This window comes from Mycobacterium sp. E136, from assembly GCF_001666865.1.
GTDB lineage: Bacteria > Actinomycetota > Actinomycetes > Mycobacteriales > Mycobacteriaceae > Mycobacterium.
The window spans coordinates 35,235-60,184 of sequence record NZ_LZJE01000092.1 but is presented as its reverse complement, the minus strand read 5'-3'; the positions used below and the strand labels follow the sequence as shown (position 1 = coordinate 60,184).

Genomic DNA, 24,950 nt, shown 5'->3' with positions numbered 1-24,950 from the left:
TGACGAGAATCTGTATTTGCATCGGAGGACACCATGAGCGCGGCCACCGAGCTGCTGCGACACGCGCGGGAACGAGCGGGCGGTCTCAGGGCCCGCTACCGTGCCGCCGGCTTCTGGTCGGACCGGCCGCTCGACGTCGTGCGGTCGGCTGCTCAGCGGTATCCGGCACGGCCGGCGCTGATCGATCGCGGTGCCGAATTAACCTACGCAGCACTGGATGAGCAGGTCGATCGGGCGGCCCGCGCGCTTCGCGACGCCGGCGTCGGCGCGACGACGCCCATCGTTGTCGTGGTCGGCAACGACATCGGTTCGGTCGTCGCCGTGCACGCCGCCATCCGTGTCGACGCGGTGGTACTGCTCGCGCCGCGCAGCGCGGGCGCGACACAGGTCGCCGACATCGTCGCCCGTACCGGGGCCCGGTTCGGCCTGGCCCCGAACTGGCCTCCCGCGGGTGACGCACCCTTGCGGGACGCGTGCACCTGGATCGACATCTTCCGCACGTCGGAGACATCGGTGAGCGACGGGCCCCAGCGGCCCGCCGACGAGCCGTCCTTCGTTCTCTACACCTCCGGCACGACGTCTCGGCCCAAGGGCGTCATCCATTCGCTGAGCACCCTTACCAAGGCATCGGCCAACTACATCGCCGCCGCCGGACTCGGCCGGGACGACCGCATCTTCCTCATCAGCCCGCTCGCCTCGGTCACCGGCGTGCTGCAGGCTCTGTTCATCGGGCCCATGCTCGCCGTGCCGGTGGTGCTCGAGGATCGGTGGGATCCCGCCGCGACGTGTGACCTTCTGTTGTCCTCGGGCGCAACGTGGTACGGCGGTCCGGACCGGCTGCTCGACCGGCTGCTCGACGAAGCGGTCGCCAGGGGGAGCGTCGTGCCGCTGCGGGCGGTGTATCTCGGTGGCACGATGCTCGACAGACGCATCGTCGAACGGGTTGAAGACGATTTCGGCATTGTCGTGATGCGGGCGTACGGATCGTCGGAGGTGCCGGTCAGCACGTCGGGGCTGCGCGCCGAGAGCAGGGCGGTACGTCATGCGGATGACGGTGTCGCGCTGCAGGACGTCGACGTGCGGGTGGGGTCGGCGGGGGACCCGGGCGAGTGTTGTATCAAGGGCCCGCACGCCTTCCTCGGTTACACGGACACCGAGGACGATCTGAACGCGTTCGACGGGGAGTGGTTCCGGACCGGTGACGTGGCCGAGGTCAGCGAACACCGCGTGCGGATCGTGGGCCGGATCAAGGACATCGTCATCCGCAACGGAATGAAGATCCCCGCGGCGGAAGTCGAGGAGGCGGTGGCGCGGATCCCGGGTGTGCGAGAGTGCGCGGCCTACTCGGTTCCGGACGCCACCACCGGTGAACGGCTGGCGGTTGCCTTGATGCTCGACGACGGCGTCGAGATATCGCTCGCCGACGTGGCGGATGCCCTCGTCGGGGACGGAATGCCGAAATACAAGCTGCCCGAGGAGTTGGTGTTCTGGGATGAGCCCCTGCCGCTCAACGCCAACGGCAAGGTGCAACGCAATACCCTGGAGGCGCGTTCGGAGGGTCGGCCGCGGGTACTCGCCGACCGCCTCACCGTCGCCGGTTGAGTCGACCGCCGTTCGTCAATCGCCGGTATCGCCACTGACGTTGGCGGTGGCCTTCTTCATCTGAGCCTGCCAGTCCGACGCATCGCCGGTCTTCTCCTTCTTCGACAGGGCTTGGATGGAGACGTCGTGGCCTTCGGCGGCTTTGCGGAGTGCGCCGACGGTGGCTTGTTCGCGGGTGATGTGGGTGAACGGATCCCAGTGATACCAGCGCATCGCGTTCTGGTAGGTCATCTTGTTGATCTCGTCGTCGGGCACATGGTTGGCGGTGAGGACCTCGTCGAGCTGTTCGGGGGCGCCGGGCCACATCGAATCGCTGTGCGGGTAGTCGGCCTCCCAGCAGATGTTGTCGATACCGATCGCGCCGCGGGTGGCCACCCCGACCGGATCAGCGATGAAACAGGTCAAGAAGTGCTCGCGGAACACCTCGCTGGGCAACTTGCCCCCGAAATCCTGGCCCGTCCACGTCGAATGCATCTCAAAGGTGCGATCCACCCGCTCCAAAAAGTACGGAATCCACCCCGTACCACCCTCCGAGAGCGCGATCTTGAGTGTCGGATACTCCTTGATCGGACGCGACCACAACAGATCCGCCGCGGCTTGGACGATGTTCATTGGCTGCAGGGTGATCATCACATCCATCGGCGCATCCGGAGCCGTGATCGCCAAGCGTCCCGACGAGCCGATGTGCACGTTGAGCACCGTCTCGGTGTCGACCAACGCATCCCACATCGGCTTCCAATGCTCGAAATCGTGAAAACTCGGATATCCCATGGCCGCCGGGTTCTCGGTGAACGTCAACGAATGCACACCACGCTCAGCGTTGCGCCGGATCTCCTTGGCGCACTCCACCGGATCCCAGATCACCGGCAACGTCATCGGAATGAACCGCGCCGGATAGGCCCCGCACCACTCCTCAACATGCCAGTCGTTGTAAGCCTTCACCAACGCCAGCGAAAACTCCTGATCCTCAGTGGCGAACAACCGACCCGCGAACCCCGGAAACGACGGAAAACACATCGACCCCAAAATGCCGCCGGCGTTCATGTCCTTGACCCGCTCATCAACCTGCCAACACCCGGGCCGGATCTCATCGAGCCCCTGCGGCTCCAGGCCGTACTCCTCCTTGGGCCGACCCGCCACCGCGTTGAGCGCCACATTCGGAATCACCGTGTCACGAAACTGCCAGGTATCCGACCCGTCCGGATTGTGCACCAACCGCGGCGCCTCATCGATGTACTTCTTCGGCAGATGATTTTTGAACATATCGGGCGGCTCGACGATGTGATCATCGACGCTGATCAAGATCATGTCGTCCTTGTTCATTTCCGGTTCCTCTCTGTGCTTTCAGTCGCCGGTCGAAAAACCGGTACCACGAATCCGTCGTCGTCCTCGCGGAAGCCGATCTCCAATTGCATGCCCGCACTGAGCCGCTCGGCCGGGCAGTCGACGATCTCGGTCATCAGGCGGGGACCCTCTTCCAGGTCGACCATCGCGACGACGTAGGGCACGGCGTCGAAGGGTGCGACGTTCTGGTGGATGACGCTCCACGTGTATAGGCGCGACCGTCCGGTGGCCCGCGTGAGACGCACGTCCTCGCTCCAGCAGTGAGGGCAGAAGGGCCGGGCGTACAGCGAGTTTCGTCCGCAGGAGCCGCATGCGTTGATCATCAGCATGCGCTCCTGAACTGCTGTCCACCAGCTGTCGCTGTCGCTGTCGATGGTCGGACGGTTCGGACCGCTGGGCGACTGCATCACTGCCTCCCGAGGATCATCGTCGCGCTGTGGGTGAAGAACCCGCCCATCGCGTGCACACATGCGAGGCGCGCGCCCTCGACCTGCCGTTCACCGCATTCGCCGCGCAGTTGCCGAACCGCCTCGACCATCAGGAACATTCCGCGCATCCCGGGATGACACGACGCCAGCCCGCCGCCGTCGGTGTTGGTGGGCAGCGCGCCGCCCGGACGGAGCGCTCCGGAGCCGATGAACGGACCACCCTCACCCTTGGCGCAGAACCCGAGATCTTCGACGGTCAGCAGGACGGTCGAGGTGAACGAGTCGTAAAGCTGACAGACGTCGATGTCCGCCGGGGCCACCCCAGCTCGCGCGAACGCGCGCGGACCCGATTGTGCGGCAGCCGATGTCGTGAAATCGGGCCACTCGCTCATGCTCACGTGCGATGCGGCGTCTGCAGCGCCGAGTATCCAGATCGGCTCCTTCGCACAGCTTTTCGCCACCCTCTCGCTGGCGAGCACGACCGCGCCGCCGCCGTCGGTTCGCAGACATACGTGCTTCGACGTGAACGGCTCGGCGAGCATCGGCGCGGCGGCGACATCTTCGGCGGTGATCCGGTCGCGCTCGAAGGCGTTCTCGTTCATTGCCGCCCACTCGTGAGCGGCGACGGCTACCTCGGCCAGTTGCTCCTCTGTCGTCCCGTACTGGATCATGTGGCGCCTGGCCGCCATGGCGTACTTGGCGATCAGTGTGGCGCCGTAGGGCGCTTCGAACTGCATCGCGCCGCCGGTGCTCAGCGCCGCGGCCGAGGCCCGCACCCGGCGCTTGACGTCCGAGCGTGCGGTCGAACCGTAGGTCAACAGGGCCACGTCGATCTCGCCGGCCGCGATGGCCGCGGCGGCGTGCCGCCCCATGACCTCCCACGAGGATCCGCCGACGTTGGTGGCGTCGACCCAGGTCGGTCGCAGGCCCAGGTACTCGCTCACCTCGATGGGTGGCAACAGTGTCCCGTGCGCGCCGAAGCCGTCGATGTCGTCCTTCGTCAGTCCGGCACCTGCGACGGCTCGCCGCGCGGCCTGCGCCATCAGCGCCATCGCCGTCTTGTTTGGCACCCGCCCGCAATCGGACAGCGCGGCGCCGACCACCGCGACCCGGTTCTCGGACATACGTAATGGTTACCACAGGCGATAATGGCGTTAACGCCATGGTGGAATCATCGTTCTCGCTCGGTTACCGTGGGTGGGTGCCGGGACCTCTGCGAGATGCCTTGAGGGGCGACCGCCTGGTGTTGTGTCTCGCATTGCTGAATGCCCGTACGCCCGACGTGCCGGCAATTGCGGCCGCCAGCGGATACGACGCCGTCTATGTCGATCTCGAACACACCTCGTGCTCGCTCGAAACGGCGGGAATGCTCTGTGTGGCCGCTCTCGGCACCGGTATCTCCGGCCTCGTCCGAGTACCGTCGTACGATCCCACCGTGATCGCGCGCGTACTCGACGCGGGTGCGGTCGGAGTGATTGTGCCGCACGTGAACTCGGCGCGGGAAGCGCAGGCTGTCGTCGACGCGGCCCGCTTCCCGCCCGTCGGCCATCGGTCCATCTCCGGACCGAACGCGGTGAGCGGTTACGCACCTCGTCCGGCCGCCGAACTCACGGTCGAACTCGAGCGTCACACGGTGGTGGCGGTGATGATCGAAACGCCCGAGGCGGTGGCGGCATCCGACGAGATCGCGGCCGTCGAGGGGGTGGACATGGTCTTGCTGGGGCCCAGCGACCTGACGGCCGAGATGGGTATCCACGGCCAATATGAGAATGAGCATTTCCACCGTGCAGTAGACTCTGTCGCAGCGGCCTGTCGTGCACACGGCGTGGCACTGGGAGTGGCTGGGATCAAGTCTCTTGACCTGCTGGAACGCTTTGCGGGGCTGGGACTGCGATTCATCTCGGCGGGAACCGACGTCGGGATGATGACCGAGGCCGCCACCGCCCGTGCGCATGCCCTGCGGGAGCTCGAGAGGCGCGCGGCGAGCCGATAACCGAGAGCCTCGTCACGACAACAGGAGGACGGATGCCCACCGCGATCTACACCGAGCAAGTCACCGACCCCATGGCATGGACCGGCGCGGACTTCAGCAGCAAAGAGGACTTCACCTTCGACCTGTCGTCACGCAATGTCGCGGCGCTGGAATCCATTCTGGCCAAGACCGCCCACAAGGATCGCGACGACATCACGCCTGAGGATGCCCGGCATCCGGATCTCGACGAGGACCTCGCGCGGCTGTACCGGGAGCTGATGTTCGGACGGGGCCTGGCGTGCGTCCGCGGTTTCCCCGTCGAGCAGCATTCGATCGAGGACCTGGAACGCATCTACTGGGCGTTCTGCACACACCTCGGCTACCTGGTGTCGAACAACTCCTTCGGCCACCGCATGGTGCGCGTGCAGGAGGAAGTGCTGCCCAACGGCGTGCAACCGGCGCGTGGCACCAAGTCCAGGGCCGAGCTTGCGATGCACAACGATGCGGCCGACATCCTGTCGCTGCTTTGCGTGTACCCCGCGGCCGAGGGTGGTGAAAGCCAGTTCGCCAGCGGTCCGGCCGCACACAACCGGATCCTCAACGAGCGTCCCGACCTGCTCCCCGTGCTCTACCAAGGCTTCCCGCATCACCGGCGCAGCGAGCAACCCGACGATCAACCGGACGTGACCCCCTACGACGTGCCGGTCTTCTCGCAGATCGACGGTCGCATCTGCATCAACTTCACCTACAGCAGCATCTTGCCCGCCATGCACACCCTCGGCCGCGAGTTCACCCCCGAACAGAACGAGGCCATCGAGTTGTTGCGCAACATCCTGGTCGAACAGCAGGTGGAGTTCCGGTTGGAGTCCGGTGAGGCCGCCGTCGCCAACAACTTCGCGATGTGCCACTCCCGCTCGGACTTCGTCAGCAGCACCGACCCCAAGAAGGCACGCTGCTTTCTGCGGGCCTGGATGGAGGTTCCGCGCGAGGATCGCCGCCTCCCCGTCGGGCGGGAGTACTTCCACATGGAGAACAAAGACCTGCGCCTCGGTTATGACCCCGTTCCGGGACGCGACGGCACGATCGCACGCAATGACTACAAGAACGTCGACCCCGCTCTGGCCGACATGTTCAAGGCGGCTCAAGCGAAGCCAAAAATCAAGCGATGACAATCCGTCCGCGACTGGTCTACGAGAGGTGGACCGATCAGGTCGCAGGAGACATCCTGGCGGGGGCCGACATCGAGCTCGTCAAGCTCGACCTCCAAGCCTCTGATGAACAAGGCTGGGCGGCACTGCAATCCGCGCACGGATATCAGGTCGCCACCAGAACGGATGTCGCCTCGATCGACGACGGCGCGCAGTGGCTGGTCGGGCAGCCTCTGGTGGATCGCTGCCCACAGTTGCTTGCCGTGTGTTCGGCGGGGGCGGGCTACGACGTGATCGACGTCGCGGCGTGCACCCGCGCGGGGATCGCGGTGTGCAACAACTCCGGTCCCGGCGCCGAGGCGGTCGCCGAACATGCGCTCGGTCTCATGCTCGATCTGGCCAAGAAGATCACCGCCGCCGACCGGGCGCTGCGCAGCGGTCCGCTCGGCGATCGATTGGCGTTGCGGGGCACACAGTTGTTCGGAAAGACGCTCGGAGTCGTCGGATTGGGCGCCATCGGAGGACGGCTCGTTCAGTTGTGCGCTCCATTCGGAATGGAGGTCCTGGTCTTCGATCCCTACGTCGACGACGCGACCGCCCACTCGAGGGGCGCGGTTCGAGTGGACCTTTCCGAGTTGGTCGAAAGATCCGACTTCGTTCAGGTCACGTGTCCGCTGACCGCCGAGACGCGAGGGTTGCTCGGGCGAACGCAATTCGCCGCGATGAAGCCGACCGCGTACTTCATCACCACCGCACGCGGCCCGGTACACGACGAAGCGGCCCTCTATGACGCCCTCGTCGCCGGTGACATCGCCGGGGCGGGGCTCGACGTATTCCACGAGGAACCGCCGAGGCACGACAACCCGCTGCTGCGGCTCGACAACGTCGTCGCGACACCACATGTCGCGGGCATTACCGTCGAGGCGGCTCGTGATATCGCGGTCGCCACCGCCAGTCAGTGGCAGACGATCTTCTCCGGGGACATGCCACCGCGGCTACTCAACCCGGAGGTGTGGCCCCGCTATTGCGACCGGTTCGAAGAGATCCTGGGCGTCCGGCCGACCGCCCGCGACACGGCAGCTGTGGAGTGAGATGAGCAATTACGACACCGTCACGTTCGAGGTCTCCGGTCACACCGCGTGTGTGACGTTGAACCGGCCCGAGGTGCTGAACGCGATCAACGACGAGATGATCGCCGAACTCGCCGAGGTGTACGCCGAAATCGAACGTTCGCAAGACATCTGGACCGTCATCATCACCGGTGCCGGCCGTGCGCTGTGCGTTGGGGCCGACGTCAACAAGGCGGCCGACCACGACATGGAGAACGCCGCGGGCATCGACAACCAGGGCGAGCCCATTCTCAGCTCCATGCGCCAGTGGGATGCACCGCAGGAGGCGACACCCCCGTGGCTGCAGATGACCAAGCCGATCATCTGTGCCGTCAACGGGATTGCGTGCGGAGCCGGTATTGACCTCGTTACGACCGCCGACATCACGATCGCGTCCGAACGCGCGACGTTGATGGACCCGCATGTGAGCATCGGTGTGACCTCCGGGCGCGAAGGAGTCCGGCTGGCCCGGATTCTGCCGCTGCCGGTCGCCATGCGGTTGATCCTGATGGGCAAACACGAGCAACTCGACGCCCAGCGCGCCTACGACCTCGGTGTGTTCACCGAGGTGGTGGCCCATGAGACGCTCATGGAACGGGCGTGGGAGATCGCCGAGATCGTGAATTTCAATGCGCCCCTTGCGGTGCGAGGTTCCCGAATGGCCGTGCGCAAGGGCTTGACACTGCCCATATACGAAGCGGAACTGCTCGCCGAGAACTACCGCATGAAGGTGGCCCTGACCAAGGATGCGATCGAGGGCCCGCGCGCCTTCCTGGAGAAGCGCAAACCCGACTGGCAAGCGCGGTAAAGTGTTCTTTCGCGAGCAGACGTAAAACTGCCGCTTTTCGCGCGAAAATGGGCAGGTTTGCGACTGCTCGCGGAGAAAAAGCTAGGCCAGACCGAAGAAGTTCTTCGCGTTGGTGGACAACACCTTCCGCTTTGTCTCCTCGTCGAGGCCCTCGGTCGCCTTGTTGGCGACGTCCATGCTGTTGGGCCAGTTCGTGTCGTTGTGCGGGTAGTCGGTCTCGAACATCAGCTGGTCGGGTCCAACGAGATCGAGGATGCGGAACGCGACCGGGTCGCCGAAGGTGGAGAACCACACCCGGCCGGGCACCTGGGTGCTCGGCGGTTCGGTCAGCAGCGGGTGAATTCCACCCCAGGCGCGGCGGTCCTCCCAAACCTCGTCGACGCGTTGCAGGTAGTACGGGATCCACCCGGCCTGCGCCTCGGCGAATGCGAGCTTGAGTTTCGGGAACTGCCGCAGCTTGCCCGAGAACAGCCAGTCGACCAGGGCGATGGTGCAGTTGACCGCCATCAGGGCACTGGTGACGACGTGCGGTGAGTCGGGTGAGGACTTGGTCAGCGACGAACTCGAGCCGATGTGCAGCATGATGCCGACGTTGTTGCTCTCGCACGCGGCGAAGAACGGGTCCCAGTAACCGCTGTGGATGGACGGCAGGTCCAGTCGCGTGGGCAGTTCCGAGAAGCACACCGCGGGCATGCCTTTGGCCGCTACCCGTTCGACCTCCTTGACCGCGAGCTCGACGTCCCACAGTGGGATGATGCCCAGCGGGATGAGCCGGCCGTTCGAGCCGCCGCCCCACTCGTCGATCTGGAAGTCGTTGTAGGCCTGCACACAGAGCAACGCGAGCTCTTTGTCCTTGGCGTAGAGAAATCGCTGTCCGCAGAACCGGACCAGAGTGTTGGGGAAGCAGGCGGAGGCCTCGATGCCTGCGACGTCCATGTCCGCGATCCGGTCGGCGGGTCGATAGCAGCCGGGCCGCATCTCGTCGTAGGTGATCGGGTCGGTGGAGAGCTCGTCGAGTTCGTAACCGGCGGCGGCGCTGATGAGCGGAATCGGGATGATCGAATCTTCGTAGTGCCAGATGTCGGCGTCGCGACCGTCCTCATCCTCGATGAACGCGACGTCGGAGGTGACCGACGGGTCCATGCGCCCCCGATGCCGGACGATCCGCGGTCCGACGTCCCGATAACGTTCGGGCAACCGGCTGGTCCACAGGTCGGCCGGTTCCACCAGATGGTCGTCCGGCGACACGATCAGAATGTCTGCGGTCAACGCTGCACTCCTTCGGGAACGGCCTGCGGCACAATCGCGAAACTGTTGTTTCCGCAATCGAGAATCGATGTTTCCACGATAGCGTACAGCCACCCACCGGCACGAGGAGAACGCCGGGGAGCCCGACGGGGAACCGAAGTCCGCCGGGTTGGCGCCGATCCCGTCAAGGTGCGCGTGTAGGTAGGTGAGCAGAATCGAATGGGTAACGCGTATTCTCAGAGGATCATGACTGCTAAGAAGCGGAGCGCTCGCGACTCGGAAGCCGATCTCGAACTCGTCGAGGCAGAGGTCGAGATGCCGGGCAGCTGGCAGGAACGGACGATCGAGCGGCGGCTCAGTCAGGCGCGTGCCCGCGCTCTCGCACGCAGTTCGAGGTTCTTGGCCACGGCCCTCGAACTCGTCGAGGAGTCCGGTCGCGCCGACTTCACGATCCAGACCCTCATCGACCGCTCGAACCTCAGCCTGCGCGCGTTCTATCAGCACTTCGCGGGCAAGGAAGAGTTGTTGCTAGCGCTCTATGAGAACGCGACCAGTCAGTTCATCGAGGCGATCCGTCATGAGGTGGCGGCCGCGGACGGTCCGATGGAACAGCTCGAGGCGTTCTGCCGCGGATTCCTCTCGCGTGCCGAGTCGTCGGAGGCCATCGGTGGCCGAGTGATGACGATCTACAACCTGAGCCTGGAAATCGAGCGGCCCGCGGATTTCGCGAAGATCTGGGAGCCGCATCAAAAACTGCTCACCAAGATCCTCACCTCCTGCTCCCGTGCTGGGCTGGTCCGCAAGGACCTGACTCCCGACCAGCTCACGACGCTACTGAACTCGACGCTCATCGCGCTTGCCCAGATCGGCGTCTTCCACCTGGGCGTCAAGGGTGCCGAACTCACGGAGGATCAGCTGTGGGCATGGTGCCTGCAGGCGCTGACGCCGCCCGCGAACGCTCCCAAGAAGGCGCTGACGGCCAAGGCGACGCCGCGCAAGCGGGCCGCCCGCAAGCCCAAGGATCTAACGGGGTAGGCCGAGCCCCCGTTGCGCGATGATCGTGCGCTGCACCTCGCTGGTGCCCGCATAGATCGTCGTTCCGAGCGAGAAGCGCATGAGATGTTCGAAGCGTCCGCGCTCCGGCGCCGTCGGCTCGAAGTGTGACCGCATCGCGTCCGGCCCGACGAGTTCGACGATGTCCTGGCTCGCACGCACGAGCGCCTCGGTGGAGAACACTTTCGACATCGGCCCCTCGGCGACCGGTGCTTGACCGTTCTCGGCCATCCACACGCATCGCCGCTGAAGCAGCGTTGCCACTTCCAGCTCCATCGCCACCCGCGCGATCCGCCGTCGCACATCGGTTTTCGTGATCTGAAGCGAGCCGTCGCCCGCGCGTGTGGTCGAGGCCCACTGTTCGGCATGGTGCAGGAGGCGGGCGATGTGCGGTCCCCATCCGGACGCGTGCTCGTCCTGCAGCGACAGGCCCAACACCTGCCAACCGGCGTCCACCTCGCCGATGCGCCATTCGTCGCCGATGCGGACGTCGCTGTAGAAGGTGATGTTGGTTCGCTCGCCGGACAGCGTCCACACCGCTTGCGCCTCGAAGCCGTCGGAGCAGGTCGGTACGAGAAACATCGTGAGCCCCTTGTGCTTCGGCTTCTCGGGGCTGGTCCGGGCCAGCAGAAAGACGTAATCGGCGATGTGTCCGTTCGTGGTGAACATCTTGGAGCCGTTGATGACCCAGTCGTCGCCATCTCGTATCGCCCTGGTCGCCGCGGCCGCGACGTCCGAACCGCATTCCGGTTCGGTGAAACCCAGAGCGATGGTGATATCTCCGCCCAAGGCACCGGGGAGGATGCGCTTCTTCATCGCGGGTGTGCCGATCTGCCGGATGATCGACGCCACCATCCGGGTGGTCTCGGACAGGTAAACCGGCGCGTCCGTCCGCATCAGCTCCTCGTTGAGCGCCTGCTCTTCCCACGCGTTGCGGTTCTGCCCGCCGAGTTCGGTCGGCCAGCCGGGAGCGAAGTAGCCCTTTTCGACAAGCCCTTTCGCGAAATCGTTGTCGTGCGCGACACCGCTGCGGTAGATCCGTTCCTCGAAAGCCGGGCTCAGCACGCCGTCGAGATGCTCGCGCACACCGTCGCGGAAGGCTTCGGTTGCAGCGTCTGATTGAAAGTGCATGAGCGGTAACCAATCTGTCGCGAAGCCCGCGCGGCCGGCGTGGGCGATAATGTTACTCTCAAAAGTGAGAGTAACCATATTCGCATGTGAGGGAACATTAGGTGGACTTGAGTCTGTCCGACGAGCAGCGACAACTCGTCGACTCCTTCGCGGCGATGTATGCCCGCGAATCGACGTCGCAGCGTGTGCGGGCGGCCGAACCTCTGGGTTTCGACCCAAAGCTGTGGGAGGCGCTGGTCCAGACCGGCGTCATCGAGATGGCTGTCGGCGAATCCGACGGTGGCTGGGGAGCTTCCGAGCTGGAGCTGGCTCTGATCGCCGAGCAGTACGGCCGGGCGGTCGCATCTGCACCGGTCATCGAGGCGCAGATCGCGGCCCGGCTACTGGCGGCCTGCGGGCGGAAACAACTGTTGGGCTCGGCCCTGTCGGGCGACAAGCTGGTCAGCTTCACGCCGCGGGCCTTCAGCGGCGATGTGTTGACGCTCGTGCCCGGCGGCGCGGTGGTCGACGCCGTTGTCGCGTTGGCCGGCGGACGTCTCGTCGCGTCGTCTGCCACCGACCGAAAGCCCATCCAGAACCACGGGTCGCTACCGCTGGCGGATGTGAATCTGCGAAACGACGCCATCGTTCTCGCCGAAGGCGAGCGGGCCCGCCGGCTGTTCTCGGACGCGGTCGACCTGTGGCTCGCGCTCACCGCCGCGGCCCTGGTGGGCGCCGCCGCCAAGGCCGTCGAGATGGGTGTCGAATACGCCAAACAACGCCATGCGTTCGGCACGCCGATCGGCGCCTTTCAAGCCGTGTCGCACCCGCTTGCCGACAGCGCCACGGCGACCGACGGTGCGCGATTGCTGGCCCTCGAGGCGGCGTGCGCGTTCGCCGATGAACCGCGCCGCGCGACCGAGCTGGCCGCGATGGCGTTCGCGTTCGCATACGAGACCGCGCGTGATGCGACGTACCGCAGTCTGCACGTCCACGGCGGCTATGGCTTCGGTATGGAAGGCGACATCCAGCTCTACTACCGGCGGGTCCGCGGCTGGGCGATGGCGTACGGTGAGCCGGCGGTCGCGCTGGACCGCGTCGCGGACTCCCGCTACGGAGCGGTGAGCGGCTGAACCGCGTCAAGCTTCGGCGCGCACCTGGTCTTTGACCGACAACACGATCGGGGGAGCGGTCCGCCAGTTCGGCACACCCTGTTCCTCGCCGGCGGTCGCCCGCTTGTCGTCGCGCACGCCGACCCAGTGCGAATGGTTCAGCTGATGCAACGTGAAGCATGACTGTAGGGCGTTGTAGAAGCCCATGTTGTCGACCGACTGATTGACCGACTCCTTGATGAGCAGGGCCGCCATCGTCGGTACGGTGGCGATGCGCCGCGCCATTTCCAGTGTGCGCTCGGCCAATTCGTCGCGCTTGAAGATCTTGCTCACCATCCCGAGGCGGCAGGCCTCCTCGATGTCGATGGCGTCGCCGGTCAGCATCAGCTCCTTGGTGCGTCGCGGGCCGAACTCCCACGGATGACCGAAGTACTCCATGCCACACATTCCCAGGCGGGTGCCGACGACGTCGGCGAAACGCACCTCTTCGCTGCCCACGATCAGGTCACACGCCCAGATCAGCATCAGGCCCGCCGAGAACACGTCACCGTGCACCTGCGCGATCGTGATCTTGCGCAGATTTCGCCACCGCAGGTTGTTCTGGAAGAAGTAGTGCCACTCCTGCAGCATGATCTTCTCCGCACCCTCTCGGGTCCCGCCGTTGATGGCGGCCGTGGGGTGCTGCCCCGGTCCCGGCGTGAATTCGGCGCGAGCCTGCTTGGACCCGATGTCGTGGCCGGAGGAGAACATCGGTCCCTCGCCGGCGAGGATGACCACGCGGACGTTGTCGTCGGCCTCGGCGCGCCCGAACGCCTCGTCGAGTTCGACGAGCATCCCGCGGTTCTGCGCATTGCGCTGCTCCGGACGGTTCAGCGAAATCCGCACTATCTGGCCGTCGTCGAACGTGTCCCATTTCAGAAACTCGTAATCGCTCATCGTGTCCTCCGGTTCTTCCAGCATGGCAATGGTGATATCAATATTTGAGAAGCTATGTTCTCACGGGTCACAGGGACCGGTGGAGAAGGGTGACATGTCGGACTGCCAACGTAACCCGCGGGTGATCCTCTGGGGGCCAGGTCAGGTCGGTGTCGGCGCGTTGCGCGCACTGATCGCGCATCCGGGCCTGGACCTGGTCGGCGTGGTCGTACACGCCGAGGCCAAGGACGGCATGGACGCGGGCGCGCTGTGCGGCATGCCCGCGACCGGCGTCGTTGCCACCCGCGACATCGACGCCGCGCTGTCGCTGGACGCGGACGTAGTCGCCTACTTCGCGTCCGGTGACTATCGGTACGCGGAGGCCGCGGACGACATCGCTCGCTGCCTGCGGGCGGGCAAGAACGTCGTGTGCACGTCGCTCGTCCCGATGTGCTATCCGCCGGCTGCGGACCAAGAGACCGCTGAACTCATCGCCGCCGCGTGCGAGGCCGGCGGCACCAGCTTCTTCAACAGCGGCGTGGACCCGGGGTGGGCCAACGACGTGATCGCGTTGACCATGACCGGGTTCAGCAGCCGGGTCGACACGATCACCATGCAGGAGTTACTCGACTACGGCCCGATCAACCAGCCCGAGATCATGTTCGATTTCATGGGATTCGGCCACCCGCCCGACCATCCGGCGCCGTTGTTCGACACCGAGCGGCTCGCCGCGCTGTGGGCGCCCACCGTTCACCTGGTGGCCGACGGTGTCGGTCTACCGTTGGATCGCGTCGTGACAACGATCGAGAAGTGGCTGGCCACCGAGCGGTACGAAGTGGCCTCCGGCATCATCGAGCCGGGCACCATGGGCGGGATGCGGTTCAAGCTCGCGGGCATGGTCGACGGCGAGGAGCGGGTCGTGCTCGAGCACATCACGCGCATGGGCGAGGGTTCGGCGCCGGACTGGCCGCGCCACCCGTCCCCGCACGGCGGTTACCGCGTCATCGTCGACGGCCTTCCGACGTACACCGTCGACATCGAAATGCACGGGCGCGGCAACAACATGCGCGGCCTGACATACGCCACCGTGATGCGGGAACTGAACGCGATCCCGGCCGTGATGGCCGCTGCGCCGGGGGTGTTGTCGACGCTGGACCTCCCGTTGATCACCGGACCGGTTCGCGGCGGGACATGGCGGGGCGTCCTGCCCGGCACTGCATCATGAGCCGAGCAGAGGCGAACGACGTCTGGACCGTGATGCAGACGGCGTCCGCGGTGCGGCGGTATCGCGACGAACCCGTCGACGACGAGACTCTCGGGAAATGCCTGCGCGCGGCCAGTTGGGCCCCGTCGGGTGGCAACCAGCAGCCGTGGCGGTTCGTGGTCTTGCGCTCCGAGCGGGCGCGCGCGATCGTCACCGACGCCGCGCACCGGACTTGGGACGAACTGCAGCAGTTTTACGAAGTGTCGGCGCCCAAAGACGGGGCGGACGATCCGAAATCACGCGTGCTGCGGTCGATGGCCGAACACATGCGGATCGGCGGCGCCGCACCGGGTCTCATTCTGTTCTGTGTCCGTCCACAGGCCGGAGCGTCCGAGCTGCAGCAGGGCGGATCGATCTTCCCCGCGGTGCAGAATTTTCTGCTGGCGGCTCGAGCGCAGGGGCTCGGGGCGGCGATCACATTGTGGCACAGCAGTTGTGAGACGCAGTTGCGCTCACTGGTCGGCATCCCCGACGACTGGATGTTGGCGGCGCTGGTGACGGTCGGGTGGCCCGCGGGCCGACACCACACCGTTCGTCGTAAGCCGTTGCCGGAGGTCGCGGCGGTCGACCGTTGGGATCAGCCCTGGCCCTCCCACGGTCCGCGCTGATCCAGTGACGCGTCACGGTTGACGTCGAAACGCACGCTGACCTTCTGAAAGCCTTTTGCCCGTTCGGCTTTCGCTCGCCGGGTGTAGGTACGGCGGTCGGCGGGCGTCAAGTTCACGTCGTCGGTGAACGGCGTCATCAACGAACGGGGATACAGCTGGTCGACGCGTACGACGTTGACTTCCGCGCACATCACCAACGTCACCGAAATCAGATACAGGAACGCGAGCAGGCCGAGAACCAGTGCGAAGACGCTGTTGGTGGCGCTGGTCGACTTCACCACGTGGGCGACGTAGTTCGCGCCGAACCACTGCAACAGCTGCCAGATCACCGCGGCCGCGAGCGCGCCGGGCAGCACATCGCGATACGTCACCGGCCGGGCGGTGGTGACGCGGAACGCCACCAGGCAGATACCCGCGTTGATCGCGATGGTCACGATCGTGACACCCACCTTGCCGAACCACCCCAGACCGGCGGTTGCGTGGCCGACCGCCGACAACACCGTCGCGGTGATCGCCGCCGAACCGAGCACGAACAACAGCAACAGGCTTCGCAAGCGCGACCGGATCGGGTCCGGCCGATTGTTGCGGGGCACCGCCCACACCGAATCCATCGCGTTCTGCAGCGCCTGCCCGACACCGAGGCCGCCGTAAAGAGCGCCGGCGATACCGACCACGACGGCCGTAGCGCCGCCGCTGAGTTGGTCCGGCCGCTGCAGCTGGCTGCCGATCACCGGGAACTGGCTGAACGTGGACTGCAGCACCTGCTGTTGTAGGTCCGGGTGGCCGACGAGCACCACGCCCAGCGCGGTGGTCAACAACAGCAGCAGCGGGAACAGCGAAACGAACGCGTAGTAGGTGATCAGCGCGGCCAGATAGCCGCCCTGATCATCCACGTACTTGTAGATGACCGCGATGACAAAGCCGACGCGGCGGTTGCGTCGCTGCAGCCGGTCCAGCCAGCCCACCATCTGCGGACCCCCTCGGCCTGGATCCTCGCTGATCAGCTCGGCGATACCCGATTCGGCAGGAGGTCAATCCTTGCCCGCGCGCCGCGCCCGCGCCCGGCGCTTGCCCTCGTGCATCGCGGCAACCCGGGCCACGGGGATGGTTCTGCCGTGTTCGATCAGGTCGGCGGGCAGCGTCTGCGGCGCGGGCATCGCCTCCGCCCACGGGTCGCGGCCCGCCAGGGCGTCGATAGCGGTGTGCACGGTGAAATCCGCGGGCGTGATGCGGTCCAGGTCCGACCAGTCGACCGGAAACGAGACCGGGGTGCCGGGGCGTAGCCGGGGGCTGTAGGCGGCGACGACCGTCGCGCCGCCGGAACGCGTGGAGTCGATGAACACCTTGCCTTCGCGGTCATCGACGATGAAAGCCGTTGTCGCGCAGCTCGGGTCGAGCGACTCGGCTCGAGCTGCGAGCGCACGGGTGGCCGCGGCGACATCCTCGACCGGCGCGTTGTCGTCCACCGGGACGAAGACGTGCACGCCCTTGGCGCCGCTCGTCTTCACCGCTCCACTCAAGCCGCAGTCCGAAAGCGCTTGCCGGACAAGGTGTGCGGCAGCGACGACGGCCGAGAAATCGCTTTCCGCCGGTGGGTCCAGGTCGAGCACCAGATGCGTTGGGCGGTAGATGTCGTCGGCCATGCCCAGGGTTGGGTGGTATTCGACGGCACGCTGGTTGGCCAGCCATAGCAAGGTGCGCCGGTCGTCGCACAGGGCGTAGCGCACGTCGCGGTGCGACGACTCCGCCCACATCGAAACGGTTTTCACCCACTCCGGCGTGTACTTCGGCACGTTCTTCTGCATGAACGGTGCACGCCCGCGCAGCACCCGCAACACCGTCAGCGGTCGCCCCGTGAGACCGGGCAGTATCCGGTCGGACACCGCGTCGAGGTAGTCGATCAGATCGCGCTTTGTGGCACCCGCGTCCGGGGTCAGAGGCTGGTCCAGGTTGGTCAACTCGACCCCGGCGCGCTGTTCCTCGGCGCTCATCTGTTCACCATAGGCGCCGGGCCCGGTCAGATGCTGAGCCGGCGGTAGCGCTGCAGGCGCCGGATACCCGCGGCCGACACCGGACCGTGGTGTGGCGCCAGCGTGGCTTCGACGCGTGTGCGGACCTCCCCGACGTCGAGGTGCGTCCCGATCGCGACGATCACGTTCGTGGATGCCGATGACGGTGCGTTCGCGATGTGGACAGACGTGCCGACCACGTTGACAACATAGCGGCGCGTGCGCTCGCGGTATTTGATCGCGACCGCGCCCTTGAGCCGATACACACCTGCGGGCGGTTGTTCGAGCAGGTCGATCAGCGCCGCGGGATCAACGTGCCCGACGCTGGTGACGGTCACCGAATCGGCGTGGACGTGGAGATGTTCGGGTTCGTCGCCCGTATCTACCAACAGCTCCCGCAGTGACAACTGTTCACCGACCTCGGCGGACGCGGACACGTCATACAGCAGGGCCGGATCGACCCGCCCCGCCGTCGCGCCCACGATGTGGACTTCCGGATTCCGTTCGCGCACACGGCTTTCGATGCGGCCGAGTACCGTCTGGCGGTCATCCTCGGGAATCTGGTCGAGCTTGTTGACCACCACCAGCGAGGCCGCGCCGTACCGGGCGGGCGGGGTGGCATGGTCGTCGATGGTGTCGAAGTGGGTGGCGGCGTCGATGACGTCGACGACGCCGCCCGGCCGTACCCGCTCCACGCCGCTGAACCGGATGATTCGCGAGATCGCGATCGGGTCGGCCAGGCCGCTGGCCTCGATGATGATGGCATCCAGCCCGAGCTTCGGATCAGAGAGCTTGGCCAGCGCGTCGTCGAGGCCTCCGTCGTCGGGAAGGCAGCAGATGCATCCCCCGGCGATCGAGGCGGGTTCGTCGACCTGGCCGGTGACCAGCGCGGCGTCGACGTTGAGCTCGCCGAAATCGTTGATGATGACCCCGACGCGCGCACCCGGCTGGCGCAATACGTGGTTGAGCAGCGTGGTCTTACCCGCGCCGAGGTAGCCGGTCAGGGCGATGGCCGGGATCGTCGTCGCTGTCACGCGACACATGATCGCAGCGCGGTACCTGTGCGTCCGCCCACAGGGTGTTTCGGACCCCCACAGACGTGGAACCTTGACGCGTGAGAGGAGGCCCGAATGACGGACCACGATAAGGCCGGCCAGGCACGAGAAGGGCTGCTCGACTCGGTGAAGGGCAAGGCCAAAGAGATGTTCGGTGCGATCACCGGAAACGACTCGATGACTGCAGAAGGCCAGCTTCAGCAGGCCGAGGCCGAACGCCGCAAGGAAGCAAACACGGTCGAGGCGGTCGCCGACGCGCAGGCACGCGATGCGCGCAACGAGGTTGCGGAGGCCAAGCGGGAAGGTGCCAAGGAACGCGCCGAAGCGAACGCCGAGGCCGTAGCCGAGAAGGGCACGGTGGAGAGCCAGAAGGCCGCCCAGAAGCGCGCCGCCGAGGACGCCGCACACCAGCAGCTCGAGCGGGAGCGCACGCAGGCCGAACTCGAGGCGGATCGCAAGGCGCGCGAGGCGCGGGTCGAGCAGCGCGCGGAGGTGCACGACGCCGACACCCAGCTCGCAGGAGCGCTCGATGAACACCGCGAAGCGGTCGAGGAATCGGCGAGCGCGAAGGCGGAAGCCGCCCGCATCCGGCGCCAGGCCGACAACCTGAACGACAACGCCTGATCAAGGCGTAGAAGGAGCTTGACCATGAGTATCACCGCTATTCCGAAGGCGGTGCTGAGGTTTCAGTACCAGGTGGCCCGTGTGCCGCTGCAACTGATCGACGATCGATTCGTCGCACGGATGAACGACGAGGCACCCGCGCGCCTGTTCTACGAGCGTTCCCTGGGGTTGTTGGACACGGCCGTCGGCACTGCGCTCGGCGACCGCGAGCTCCAGAAGCGGGGCGCCACACTCGTCGAGCGCAGCGACGCCCTGCGCCGTGCCGCCGAGCTCGACGCGGCCGCCGACGAGAACGTCAAGCAGGCGGACCGGGAGCTGAAGGTGACGCGCGAAAAGGCGTTGCAGGACAAGCAGAAGGCATTCGAGGAGACCGAGGCCGAGGCTCGTCAGGCGCGCACCGAGGCTCAGCAGCGTAAGCGCACAGCGGTCGAGAACGCCGAGAAGAAGATCGTCGAGAGCAAGAAGCGGGCCGACGAGATCGCCGAGCAGCGCAAGAAGAACGTGGAGACCGCGAAGCGCCGCGACGAGGAGCAGATCGAGGCGGCCGAGCGTGCTGCGGCCAAGGCGGCCAGCGTCAAGATGGCCGACGCGCAGGACAAGCGCGTGGACGCCACGGTGACGCGGGCGCAGGCCGACAAGATCGAAGACCTCGCCGACGCCGAGAAGGACAAGCGCAAAACCGACGGCTAGATCCCGAGCAGCGACTCGATCCAGCCTCGCGCGAAGTACAACAGGAAGCCCGCGGCGACCACCCACAACAGTGGGCTGATCTCGCGGGCCTTTCCTGCTGCCGAGCGCAGCACCACCCACGCGATGAAGCCGACGCCGATGCCGTTGGCGATCGAGTACGAGAACGGCATCGTCGCCACCGTCAGCACCACGGGCAGCGCGACCGAGAACTCGGAGATGTCGATGTGGCGCAGGTGCGACACCATCATCGCGCCCACGATCACCAGCGCTGCGGCTGCCACCTCCGTCGGCACCACCGACGCGAGTGGCGAGATGAACATCGCCGCCAGGAACAGGACGCCGGTGACGATGTTCGCCAACCCGGTCCGAGCGCCCTCGCCGATTCCCGCGCCCGACTCCACGAACACCGTGTTCGACGATGCCGACGATGCGCCGCCGACCACGGCGCCGGCGCCTTCGACGATCAGGGCCGACCGCAGGCGCGGAAACGTGCCCTTATCGTCGGCCAGCCCGGCCTCCCGCGACAGCCCGGTGAAGGTGCCCATCGCGTCGAAGAAGTTCGCGAACACCAGCGTGAAGACGAACATGGTCGCGGCGATGATCCCGATGCGGCCGAAGCTGTCCATGCTGAACGCGCCGACGAGCGAGAGATCGGGTAGCGCGAACGGTGATCCCGACAGGGTAGGCACCGACAGGCTCCAGCCACCGGGCTTGTCGACGGCGGACCCGAGGTGCCAGATCGCCTCGATCACGACCGCGACGACGGTGCCGGTGATCAGCCCAATGAGGATGCCGCCGCGCACCTTTCGGGCCACGAGGATGCCCGTCAGCAGCAGCGTGAAGGCGAACACCACGGTGGGCACGGTGCTGATCGAACCGCTGCCGTCGCCTCCGAGGCCGACCGGCGGCGACGGTTTCCCGGTCGAACCGATGAACCCCGCGTCGACCAGGCCGATGAACAGGATGAACAACCCGATGCCTGCCGTGATCGCCAACTTCAGCTGCATCGGTACCGCGTCGAACACCAGTCGCCGCAATCCGGTCGCCGCCAGCACCACGATGATGAGGCCGTTGATTACCACCAACCCCATGGCCTCGGCCCAGGTGAGAGAGCCGACGAGCGTCGTCGCGACAAACGAGTTGATGCCGAGGCCGGCGGCGAACGCGAACGGCATACGGGCGATGAGCCCGAACATGATCGTCATCACGCCCGCTGCCAACGCGGTGACCGCTGAGACCTCGGCGAACTGCAGCCTGTTGCCGGACACATCCTCTGAGCTGGACAGGATGATCGGATTCAGCACGATGATGTAGGCCATCGCGATGAACGTGACCAGGCCGCCGCGGGCCTCAGCCGCGACCGTCGTTCCGCGCGCCGAGATCTCGAAGAAGCGGTCGAGGCGGTTCATTCCTCAGACCCTATGGGGTGTCGTCGACACGCGTCATCTCGTGCAGAGCCCGCAGAAAGGCCCGCCGGTCGCCGGGCGACAACACCGAGAGCCACCGTTCCTCGCCGCGTTGGATCTCCGCCTGCACCGAATCCTTCAGTGCGCGGCCGGCTTCGGTGATCGCGAGCAACCGGACGCGCCGGTCGGCGGGATCGGGCCGCCGTTCGATGTAGCCCTTGTCCTGCAGCTCGTCGAGCGTGGGAATGATCCGCGTCTTGTCGGCGCCGATCGCCTCCGCGAGGGCGGCCTGCGTGCGCACCGGGGACTCGTCGAGCGCCAGCAACACGCTGTACCCCCACATCGAGACGCCGTGCTCGGTCAGCACGGGAGTTTCGAGTGCGATGAGTCGACGGAGCAGCGGGGCGAGCATCGCGGCGAGGTCCTGTCGTCGCGGCTTCGGCGGCATGAAGGGATATTAAGCGTTGACCAATCATATGCGTCGGTATATCGTAAGCGTATGCATACTAATATCGATCCGCGACCGGCCCACCGGATCGCGGTCACCACCACAATGGAGATCGTCTCGGGGATCACCGCGGCCGACCTCGACCGCCCTACGCCGTGTGCGGGGTGGAACCTGGCCGATCTGTTGACGCATATGACCGTGCAGCACAAGGGATTTGCCGCTGCTGCACGGGGAGGCGGCGCCGATCTCACGGTATGGGAGCCCGCGACCGTCGCCGAGGCGGTTCGCGCGGACCCCCGCGGCGCATACACGGCGGCGGCCACCGAGGTGCTGGACGCGTTCGCCGCCGACGGCGTGCTGGAAGCGACGTTCGCGCTACCCGAGTTCGGTCCGGACGCGACCGTCCCGGGTGCGATGGCGGTCGGTTTCCATTTCGTCGATTACGTGGTGCACGGCTGGGACGTCGCCCGCAGCATCGGCCTGCCGTTCACGCTGCCCTCCGAGGTGATCGACGCCGTACTGCCACTGGCATTTGCAGTTCCCGACGGCGAATTCCGCGAGATGGACAACTCGCCGTTCGCCCGCGCGGTGGCGCAGCAGGAAGGCGCGGGCGACCTCGACCGGATACTGCGTCACCTGGGCCGATCGCCCGACTGACACCCCGCAGGCGTCACCGCGGGTCGATGAACCCCCGTAGCCTCTCGGCCGGGACGACGGACGCGCCGGCGGCTCGCACCCGTTCGGCGAGCGTTCGGTCGGAAGTCGCCACGCAAATGTCGGACGGTTGATCGTCTGCACCGATCAGGCGGACGATCTCGTCGTCGGCCGAGTTGGCCGCCGCGCGGGGCGCATACGCGACCGTGACGACGGTTGATTCGATGGGCGGCTTCGGGGGTCGTTCGAATACGACGGTGACGTCGTCACCCGCGGGGCGCCACGCCTCCAATCGCTCGACGAGCGTCACCATGGCCCCGTGGCGGTCCCGCCACCAGCCGTCGGGGCGCGAACCGATCACGTTCATCCCGTCGACGATCCAGCGAATCACGCGTCGAGAACGGGCGTCGCTATGTCCGGATCAGTAGGCGTGGCCGGTCTGCTTGGCCGTCGGATGCCGACGGCCAAGCAGGTAACCGAGCCAGCGAATGTCGAGTAGCACCTGGTCGCCTTCCGCTATGCAGTCTTCTGAGTCAGCAGCGGCAGAAGCCGGCGCCGTTTCTCGATGCTCTCCGCGAAGTGGTGAAGCGCATCAGGTAGTGACGCGGCAACCGGGACGCTCACTCCGGAGCCGCGCAGTACTCGTTGAACGTCATCACTGACGATGACGGCCCAATCCACCTCCGCTTGATAGCAGCTCTCATCGACGTCGTACATCAGCGAAATGAGTTGCTCTGCGCATGAACTCACGCCACTCAAATCGAGGACGAACGGCTTCTCGGCCAATACGAATCGGCGAGCGAAGGCGGTGATTCGTTCGATGTTCCGATCGTCGATGACGCCGTCTACCGTCACCACAGTCGCCAGTTGACGGCACACCGCATGAAGCTTGGCACCGGCGCAGTCGAATGTCGGGTTCCCGTACATCACTGCCTCCTCAGGTAGGTCAGCTTCGTCGATGACCCAAACTTAAGTGGTGAGATTAAGGCAACCGGCAACGCCGGCTAATACTTTGGTAAGAAGCACAATTTGCGTTAGGCAGCAAACCGTCAATTATCGCGCAGCCACTGGGGACCCGAATAGTTCTCCCAGGGGCTGTAATCGGCGAGCAGCTCCTCCTGTGCGGGGCGCTGGTCTTCGGGCACGTGCTGCAGGTTGATCCGGATGCGATACCAGATCGAACTGGGTCCGCGCATGCCGTCGACGAGAACGTCTGCGGGCTCCAGCTTTTCGGCCACCGACGGGTGGCGCCGTCGCCACTCGTCCAGCGCCGCCATCGCCTCGTCCTTGGTCTTGGTGCGGGCGATCTCGATCAGCGGTTTGGAGGACACGCGCCGGCCGCCGCCTCCGCCCGAACGCTTGGCTCCGCGCGGCGCCTTCTCCGCCGGGCCGAGCCGGTCGGCGAGATCGAGCAGCGCGTCGAGCGATCCCGCCGCCTCGTCGATGCCCTCCCACGGGTCACCGATTTCGGCGAACCGCTGTGGCACCGTCGCGATCGTGAAGGCCTCGGGGCGGCAATCGGGCACCTCGTCCCAGAGCAGCGGTGTCGACACCCGGGCGTCCGGTGTCGCGCGCACCGAATAAGCCGAGGCGACGGTTCGATCGAACGCGTTCTGGTTGAAATCGACGAAGACGCCTTCGCGCTCCTCCTTCCACCAGCGCGCGGTGGCGATGTCGGGGGCGCGGCGTTCGACCTCCCGGGCCACCGCCTGCGCTGCGAGGCGGACGAACTTGAACGGCCAGCGCCGCTCGATCCGGGCGTAGATGTGGAAGCCCTTCGATCCCGACGTCTTGGGCCACGCCGTCAGCCCGTGGTCCTCGAGCACCTCGCGAGCCACCATCGCGACGTCGATGATCTGCGGCCATTTCACACCCGGCAGAGGGTCGAGGTCGACGCGCAACTCGTCGGGGTGGGCCAGGTCGTCCGCGCGCACCGGGTGCGGGTTGAGATCGACACATCCGAGGTTGACCGCCCAGACGAGGCCGGCCTCGTCGCGCAGCACGGCTTCGGCCGCCGACGTCCCGGACGCGTACTTCAACTCGGCGACATCGACGAAGTCCGGTCGGTTCTTCGGCGCCCGCTTCTGGAACACCGCCTCCTCGGTGATGCCCTTGACGAACCGCTTGAGGATCATCGGCCGGTCGCGAACACCGCGCAGGGCGCCGTCGGCGACGCTGCGGTAGTACTGCATCAGGTCGGCCTTGGTGACGCCGATATCGGGGAAGACGACCTTGTCGGGGTGGCTGACGGGCACCTGGTGACCGTCGACCTCCAGATACCGGGGTACGGCCATAGCGTCATGTTAGTTTCCCGGCCGCAGTGCGACGCGGGTCACATATGGT

General features: G+C 66.1%; 26 protein-coding genes. 12 read left to right on the top strand and 14 right to left on the bottom strand.

The genetic code is table 11. From position 1 onward, the window contains the following. Positions 1-33 precede the first annotated feature (33 nt). A complete protein-coding gene (locus A5698_RS06945; protein ID WP_068294824.1) occupies positions 34-1,602 on the top strand; it encodes a class I adenylate-forming enzyme family protein in 1,569 nt (522 codons plus the stop codon). Between the two features lie 15 nt (positions 1,603-1,617). Here A5698_RS06945 and A5698_RS06940 read toward each other — a convergent pair whose 3' ends face one another. Genes A5698_RS06940 through A5698_RS06930 form a run of 3 tightly spaced genes read right to left on the bottom strand, consistent with a single transcriptional unit; the run spans position 1,618 to position 4,498 of the window. Then, a complete protein-coding gene (locus tag A5698_RS06940) occupies positions 1,618-2,925 on the bottom strand; it encodes an amidohydrolase family protein (RefSeq protein ID WP_068294821.1) in 1,308 nt (435 codons plus the stop codon). After that, entirely contained in the window at positions 2,922-3,353 is a 432-nt protein-coding gene (locus A5698_RS06935; RefSeq protein ID WP_067082524.1) for a Zn-ribbon domain-containing OB-fold protein, read from the bottom strand. Before A5698_RS06935 ends, A5698_RS06940 begins: the two co-directional genes overlap by 4 nt. Continuing rightward, positions 3,353-4,498, bottom strand: coding sequence for an acetyl-CoA acetyltransferase (locus A5698_RS06930; protein WP_068294818.1), 1,146 nt, complete (start codon positions 4,496-4,498; stop codon positions 3,353-3,355). Before A5698_RS06930 ends, A5698_RS06935 begins: the two co-directional genes overlap by 1 nt. 38 nt (positions 4,499-4,536) lie before the next feature. On the opposite strand from A5698_RS06930, the gene A5698_RS06925 reads away from it, so the two are divergent. Genes A5698_RS06925 through A5698_RS06910 form a run of 4 tightly spaced genes read left to right on the top strand, consistent with a single transcriptional unit; the run spans position 4,537 to position 8,411 of the window. After that, complete coding sequence (locus A5698_RS06925) at positions 4,537-5,367, top strand: HpcH/HpaI aldolase family protein (protein WP_502686656.1); 831 nt, start codon at positions 4,537-4,539, stop codon at positions 5,365-5,367. Between the two features lie 32 nt (positions 5,368-5,399). Then, on the top strand, positions 5,400-6,515 hold the full coding sequence (locus tag A5698_RS06920) for a TauD/TfdA family dioxygenase (RefSeq protein ID WP_067082531.1): 1,116 nt from the start codon (positions 5,400-5,402) through the stop codon (positions 6,513-6,515). Beyond that, positions 6,512-7,585, top strand: coding sequence for a hydroxyacid dehydrogenase (locus A5698_RS06915; RefSeq protein WP_068294816.1), 1,074 nt, complete (start codon positions 6,512-6,514; stop codon positions 7,583-7,585). The genes A5698_RS06920 and A5698_RS06915 overlap by 4 nt, the downstream gene beginning before the upstream one ends. 1 nt (position 7,586) lies before the next feature. Then, positions 7,587-8,411, top strand: coding sequence for an enoyl-CoA hydratase/isomerase family protein (locus A5698_RS06910; RefSeq protein ID WP_068294813.1), 825 nt, complete (start codon positions 7,587-7,589; stop codon positions 8,409-8,411). A gap of 81 nt (positions 8,412-8,492) precedes the next feature. Here the strand turns inward: A5698_RS06910 and A5698_RS06905 are convergent, their stop codons facing one another. Then, positions 8,493-9,680, bottom strand: a complete 1,188-nt coding sequence (locus A5698_RS06905) for an amidohydrolase family protein (RefSeq protein ID WP_068294809.1) — start codon at positions 9,678-9,680, stop codon at positions 8,493-8,495. A gap of 225 nt (positions 9,681-9,905) precedes the next feature. Here A5698_RS06905 and A5698_RS06900 point away from each other — a divergent pair, with 225 nt between their 5' ends. Then, on the top strand, positions 9,906-10,694 hold the full coding sequence (locus A5698_RS06900; RefSeq protein ID WP_068294807.1) for a TetR/AcrR family transcriptional regulator: 789 nt from the start codon (positions 9,906-9,908) through the stop codon (positions 10,692-10,694). On the opposite strand, the gene A5698_RS06895 is transcribed toward A5698_RS06900, so the two are convergent. Then, positions 10,683-11,843, bottom strand: a complete 1,161-nt coding sequence (locus A5698_RS06895) for an acyl-CoA dehydrogenase family protein (protein WP_068294804.1) — start codon at positions 11,841-11,843, stop codon at positions 10,683-10,685. The two genes, A5698_RS06900 and A5698_RS06895, sit on opposite strands and share 12 nt — an antisense overlap. A 101-nt stretch (positions 11,844-11,944) precedes the next feature. On the opposite strand from A5698_RS06895, the gene A5698_RS06890 reads away from it, so the two are divergent. Continuing rightward, the gene (locus A5698_RS06890) at positions 11,945-12,955 is read left to right on the top strand and encodes an acyl-CoA dehydrogenase family protein (protein ID WP_068294801.1); all 1,011 of its coding nucleotides are present in this window, start codon (positions 11,945-11,947) and stop codon (positions 12,953-12,955) included. A gap of 6 nt (positions 12,956-12,961) precedes the next feature. Here A5698_RS06890 and A5698_RS06885 read toward each other — a convergent pair whose 3' ends face one another. Beyond that, positions 12,962-13,870, bottom strand: coding sequence for an enoyl-CoA hydratase (locus A5698_RS06885; protein ID WP_068294906.1), 909 nt, complete (start codon positions 13,868-13,870; stop codon positions 12,962-12,964). Between the two features lie 121 nt (positions 13,871-13,991). On the opposite strand from A5698_RS06885, the gene A5698_RS06880 reads away from it, so the two are divergent. Both A5698_RS06880 and A5698_RS06875 read left to right on the top strand, forming a co-directional pair. Continuing rightward, positions 13,992-15,074, top strand: a complete 1,083-nt coding sequence (locus A5698_RS06880; protein ID WP_068294902.1) for an NAD(P)H-dependent amine dehydrogenase family protein — start codon at positions 13,992-13,994, stop codon at positions 15,072-15,074. Positions 15,075-15,106: 32 nt separating this feature from the next. Beyond that, positions 15,107-15,721: a nitroreductase family protein gene (locus A5698_RS06875; RefSeq protein ID WP_068294904.1), complete on the top strand. Its 615-nt coding sequence runs from the start codon at positions 15,107-15,109 to the stop codon at positions 15,719-15,721. On the opposite strand, the gene A5698_RS06870 is transcribed toward A5698_RS06875, so the two are convergent. The 3 genes from A5698_RS06870 to A5698_RS06860 form a co-directional block, all read right to left on the bottom strand. Next, positions 15,691-16,689, bottom strand: coding sequence for a YihY/virulence factor BrkB family protein (locus A5698_RS06870; RefSeq protein ID WP_068294797.1), 999 nt, complete (start codon positions 16,687-16,689; stop codon positions 15,691-15,693). The two genes, A5698_RS06875 and A5698_RS06870, sit on opposite strands and share 31 nt — an antisense overlap. A gap of 63 nt (positions 16,690-16,752) precedes the next feature. Next, complete coding sequence (gene ligD / locus A5698_RS06865; RefSeq protein ID WP_068294794.1) at positions 16,753-17,712, bottom strand: non-homologous end-joining DNA ligase; 960 nt, start codon at positions 17,710-17,712, stop codon at positions 16,753-16,755. Positions 17,713-17,738: 26 nt separating this feature from the next. Then, on the bottom strand, positions 17,739-18,773 hold the full coding sequence (locus A5698_RS06860) for a CobW family GTP-binding protein (protein WP_068294790.1): 1,035 nt from the start codon (positions 18,771-18,773) through the stop codon (positions 17,739-17,741). 87 nt (positions 18,774-18,860) lie between these two features. Here A5698_RS06860 and A5698_RS06855 point away from each other — a divergent pair, with 87 nt between their 5' ends. Further along, positions 18,861-19,409 (top strand): CsbD family protein, encoded by a 549-nt coding sequence (locus tag A5698_RS06855; RefSeq protein WP_067082559.1) that lies wholly within the window; start codon positions 18,861-18,863, stop codon positions 19,407-19,409. Between the two features lie 24 nt (positions 19,410-19,433). After that, a complete protein-coding gene (locus A5698_RS06850) occupies positions 19,434-20,099 on the top strand; it encodes an IF2 family translation initiation factor (protein WP_068294787.1) in 666 nt (221 codons plus the stop codon). Here A5698_RS06850 and A5698_RS06845 read toward each other — a convergent pair. Both A5698_RS06845 and A5698_RS06840 read right to left on the bottom strand, forming a co-directional pair. Beyond that, the gene (locus tag A5698_RS06845) at positions 20,096-21,508 is read right to left on the bottom strand and encodes an NCS2 family permease (protein WP_068294784.1); all 1,413 of its coding nucleotides are present in this window, start codon (positions 21,506-21,508) and stop codon (positions 20,096-20,098) included. The two genes, A5698_RS06850 and A5698_RS06845, sit on opposite strands and share 4 nt — an antisense overlap. Before the next feature lie 10 nt (positions 21,509-21,518). Beyond that, positions 21,519-21,953 (bottom strand): MarR family winged helix-turn-helix transcriptional regulator, encoded by a 435-nt coding sequence (locus A5698_RS06840; RefSeq protein WP_067082568.1) that lies wholly within the window; start codon positions 21,951-21,953, stop codon positions 21,519-21,521. A 51-nt stretch (positions 21,954-22,004) separates the two neighbouring features. Here A5698_RS06840 and A5698_RS06835 point away from each other — a divergent pair, with 51 nt between their 5' ends. Next, on the top strand, positions 22,005-22,610 hold the full coding sequence (locus A5698_RS06835) for a TIGR03086 family metal-binding protein (protein WP_068294781.1): 606 nt from the start codon (positions 22,005-22,007) through the stop codon (positions 22,608-22,610). Between the two features lie 13 nt (positions 22,611-22,623). On the opposite strand, the gene A5698_RS06830 is transcribed toward A5698_RS06835, so the two are convergent. The 3 genes from A5698_RS06830 to A5698_RS06820 all read right to left on the bottom strand — a co-directional run bounded on the left by A5698_RS06830 (position 22,624) and on the right by A5698_RS06820 (position 24,901). Beyond that, positions 22,624-22,995, bottom strand: coding sequence for an NYN domain-containing protein (locus A5698_RS06830; protein ID WP_068294899.1), 372 nt, complete (start codon positions 22,993-22,995; stop codon positions 22,624-22,626). Between the two features lie 128 nt (positions 22,996-23,123). Then, a complete protein-coding gene (locus A5698_RS06825; RefSeq protein WP_067082622.1) occupies positions 23,124-23,534 on the bottom strand; it encodes an STAS domain-containing protein in 411 nt (136 codons plus the stop codon). Between the two features lie 122 nt (positions 23,535-23,656). Beyond that, complete coding sequence (locus tag A5698_RS06820; RefSeq protein ID WP_068294778.1) at positions 23,657-24,901, bottom strand: DNA polymerase domain-containing protein; 1,245 nt, start codon at positions 24,899-24,901, stop codon at positions 23,657-23,659. Positions 24,902-24,950: the final 49 nt, after the last annotated feature.

Bases quoted from the DNA above. Each gene is read 5' to 3' on its own strand.
- A5698_RS06945 (WP_068294824.1), top strand. From the start codon at position 34: ATGAGCGCGGCCACCGAGCTGCTGCGACACGCGCGGGAACGAGCGGGC.
- ligD (WP_068294794.1), bottom strand. From the start codon at position 17,712: ATGAGCGCCGAGGAACAGCGCGCCGGGGTCGAGTTGACCAACCTGGAC.
- A5698_RS06835 (WP_068294781.1), top strand. From the start codon at position 22,005: ATGCATACTAATATCGATCCGCGACCGGCCCACCGGATCGCGGTCACC.
- A5698_RS06845 (WP_068294784.1), bottom strand. From the start codon at position 21,508: ATGAACCGCCTCGACCGCTTCTTCGAGATCTCGGCGCGCGGAACGACG.
- A5698_RS06915 (WP_068294816.1), top strand. From the start codon at position 6,512: ATGACAATCCGTCCGCGACTGGTCTACGAGAGGTGGACCGATCAGGTC.
- A5698_RS06895 (WP_068294804.1), bottom strand. From the start codon at position 11,843: ATGCACTTTCAATCAGACGCTGCAACCGAAGCCTTCCGCGACGGTGTG.
- A5698_RS06855 (WP_067082559.1), top strand. From the start codon at position 18,861: ATGACGGACCACGATAAGGCCGGCCAGGCACGAGAAGGGCTGCTCGAC.
- A5698_RS06875 (WP_068294904.1), top strand. From the start codon at position 15,107: ATGCAGACGGCGTCCGCGGTGCGGCGGTATCGCGACGAACCCGTCGAC.
- A5698_RS06840 (WP_067082568.1), bottom strand. From the start codon at position 21,953: ATGCCGCCGAAGCCGCGACGACAGGACCTCGCCGCGATGCTCGCCCCG.
- A5698_RS06910 (WP_068294813.1), top strand. From the start codon at position 7,587: ATGAGCAATTACGACACCGTCACGTTCGAGGTCTCCGGTCACACCGCG.
- A5698_RS06900 (WP_068294807.1), top strand. From the start codon at position 9,906: ATGACTGCTAAGAAGCGGAGCGCTCGCGACTCGGAAGCCGATCTCGAA.
- A5698_RS06820 (WP_068294778.1), bottom strand. From the start codon at position 24,901: ATGGCCGTACCCCGGTATCTGGAGGTCGACGGTCACCAGGTGCCCGTC.
- A5698_RS06925 (WP_502686656.1), top strand. From the start codon at position 4,537: ATGGTGGAATCATCGTTCTCGCTCGGTTACCGTGGGTGGGTGCCGGGA.
- A5698_RS06825 (WP_067082622.1), bottom strand. From the start codon at position 23,534: ATGTACGGGAACCCGACATTCGACTGCGCCGGTGCCAAGCTTCATGCG.
- A5698_RS06940 (WP_068294821.1), bottom strand. From the start codon at position 2,925: ATGAACAAGGACGACATGATCTTGATCAGCGTCGATGATCACATCGTC.
- A5698_RS06870 (WP_068294797.1), bottom strand. From the start codon at position 16,689: ATGGTGGGCTGGCTGGACCGGCTGCAGCGACGCAACCGCCGCGTCGGC.
- A5698_RS06850 (WP_068294787.1), top strand. From the start codon at position 19,434: ATGAGTATCACCGCTATTCCGAAGGCGGTGCTGAGGTTTCAGTACCAG.
- A5698_RS06885 (WP_068294906.1), bottom strand. From the start codon at position 13,870: ATGAGCGATTACGAGTTTCTGAAATGGGACACGTTCGACGACGGCCAG.
- A5698_RS06920 (WP_067082531.1), top strand. From the start codon at position 5,400: ATGCCCACCGCGATCTACACCGAGCAAGTCACCGACCCCATGGCATGG.
- A5698_RS06860 (WP_068294790.1), bottom strand. From the start codon at position 18,773: ATGTGTCGCGTGACAGCGACGACGATCCCGGCCATCGCCCTGACCGGC.
- A5698_RS06930 (WP_068294818.1), bottom strand. From the start codon at position 4,498: ATGTCCGAGAACCGGGTCGCGGTGGTCGGCGCCGCGCTGTCCGATTGC.
- A5698_RS06935 (WP_067082524.1), bottom strand. From the start codon at position 3,353: ATGCAGTCGCCCAGCGGTCCGAACCGTCCGACCATCGACAGCGACAGC.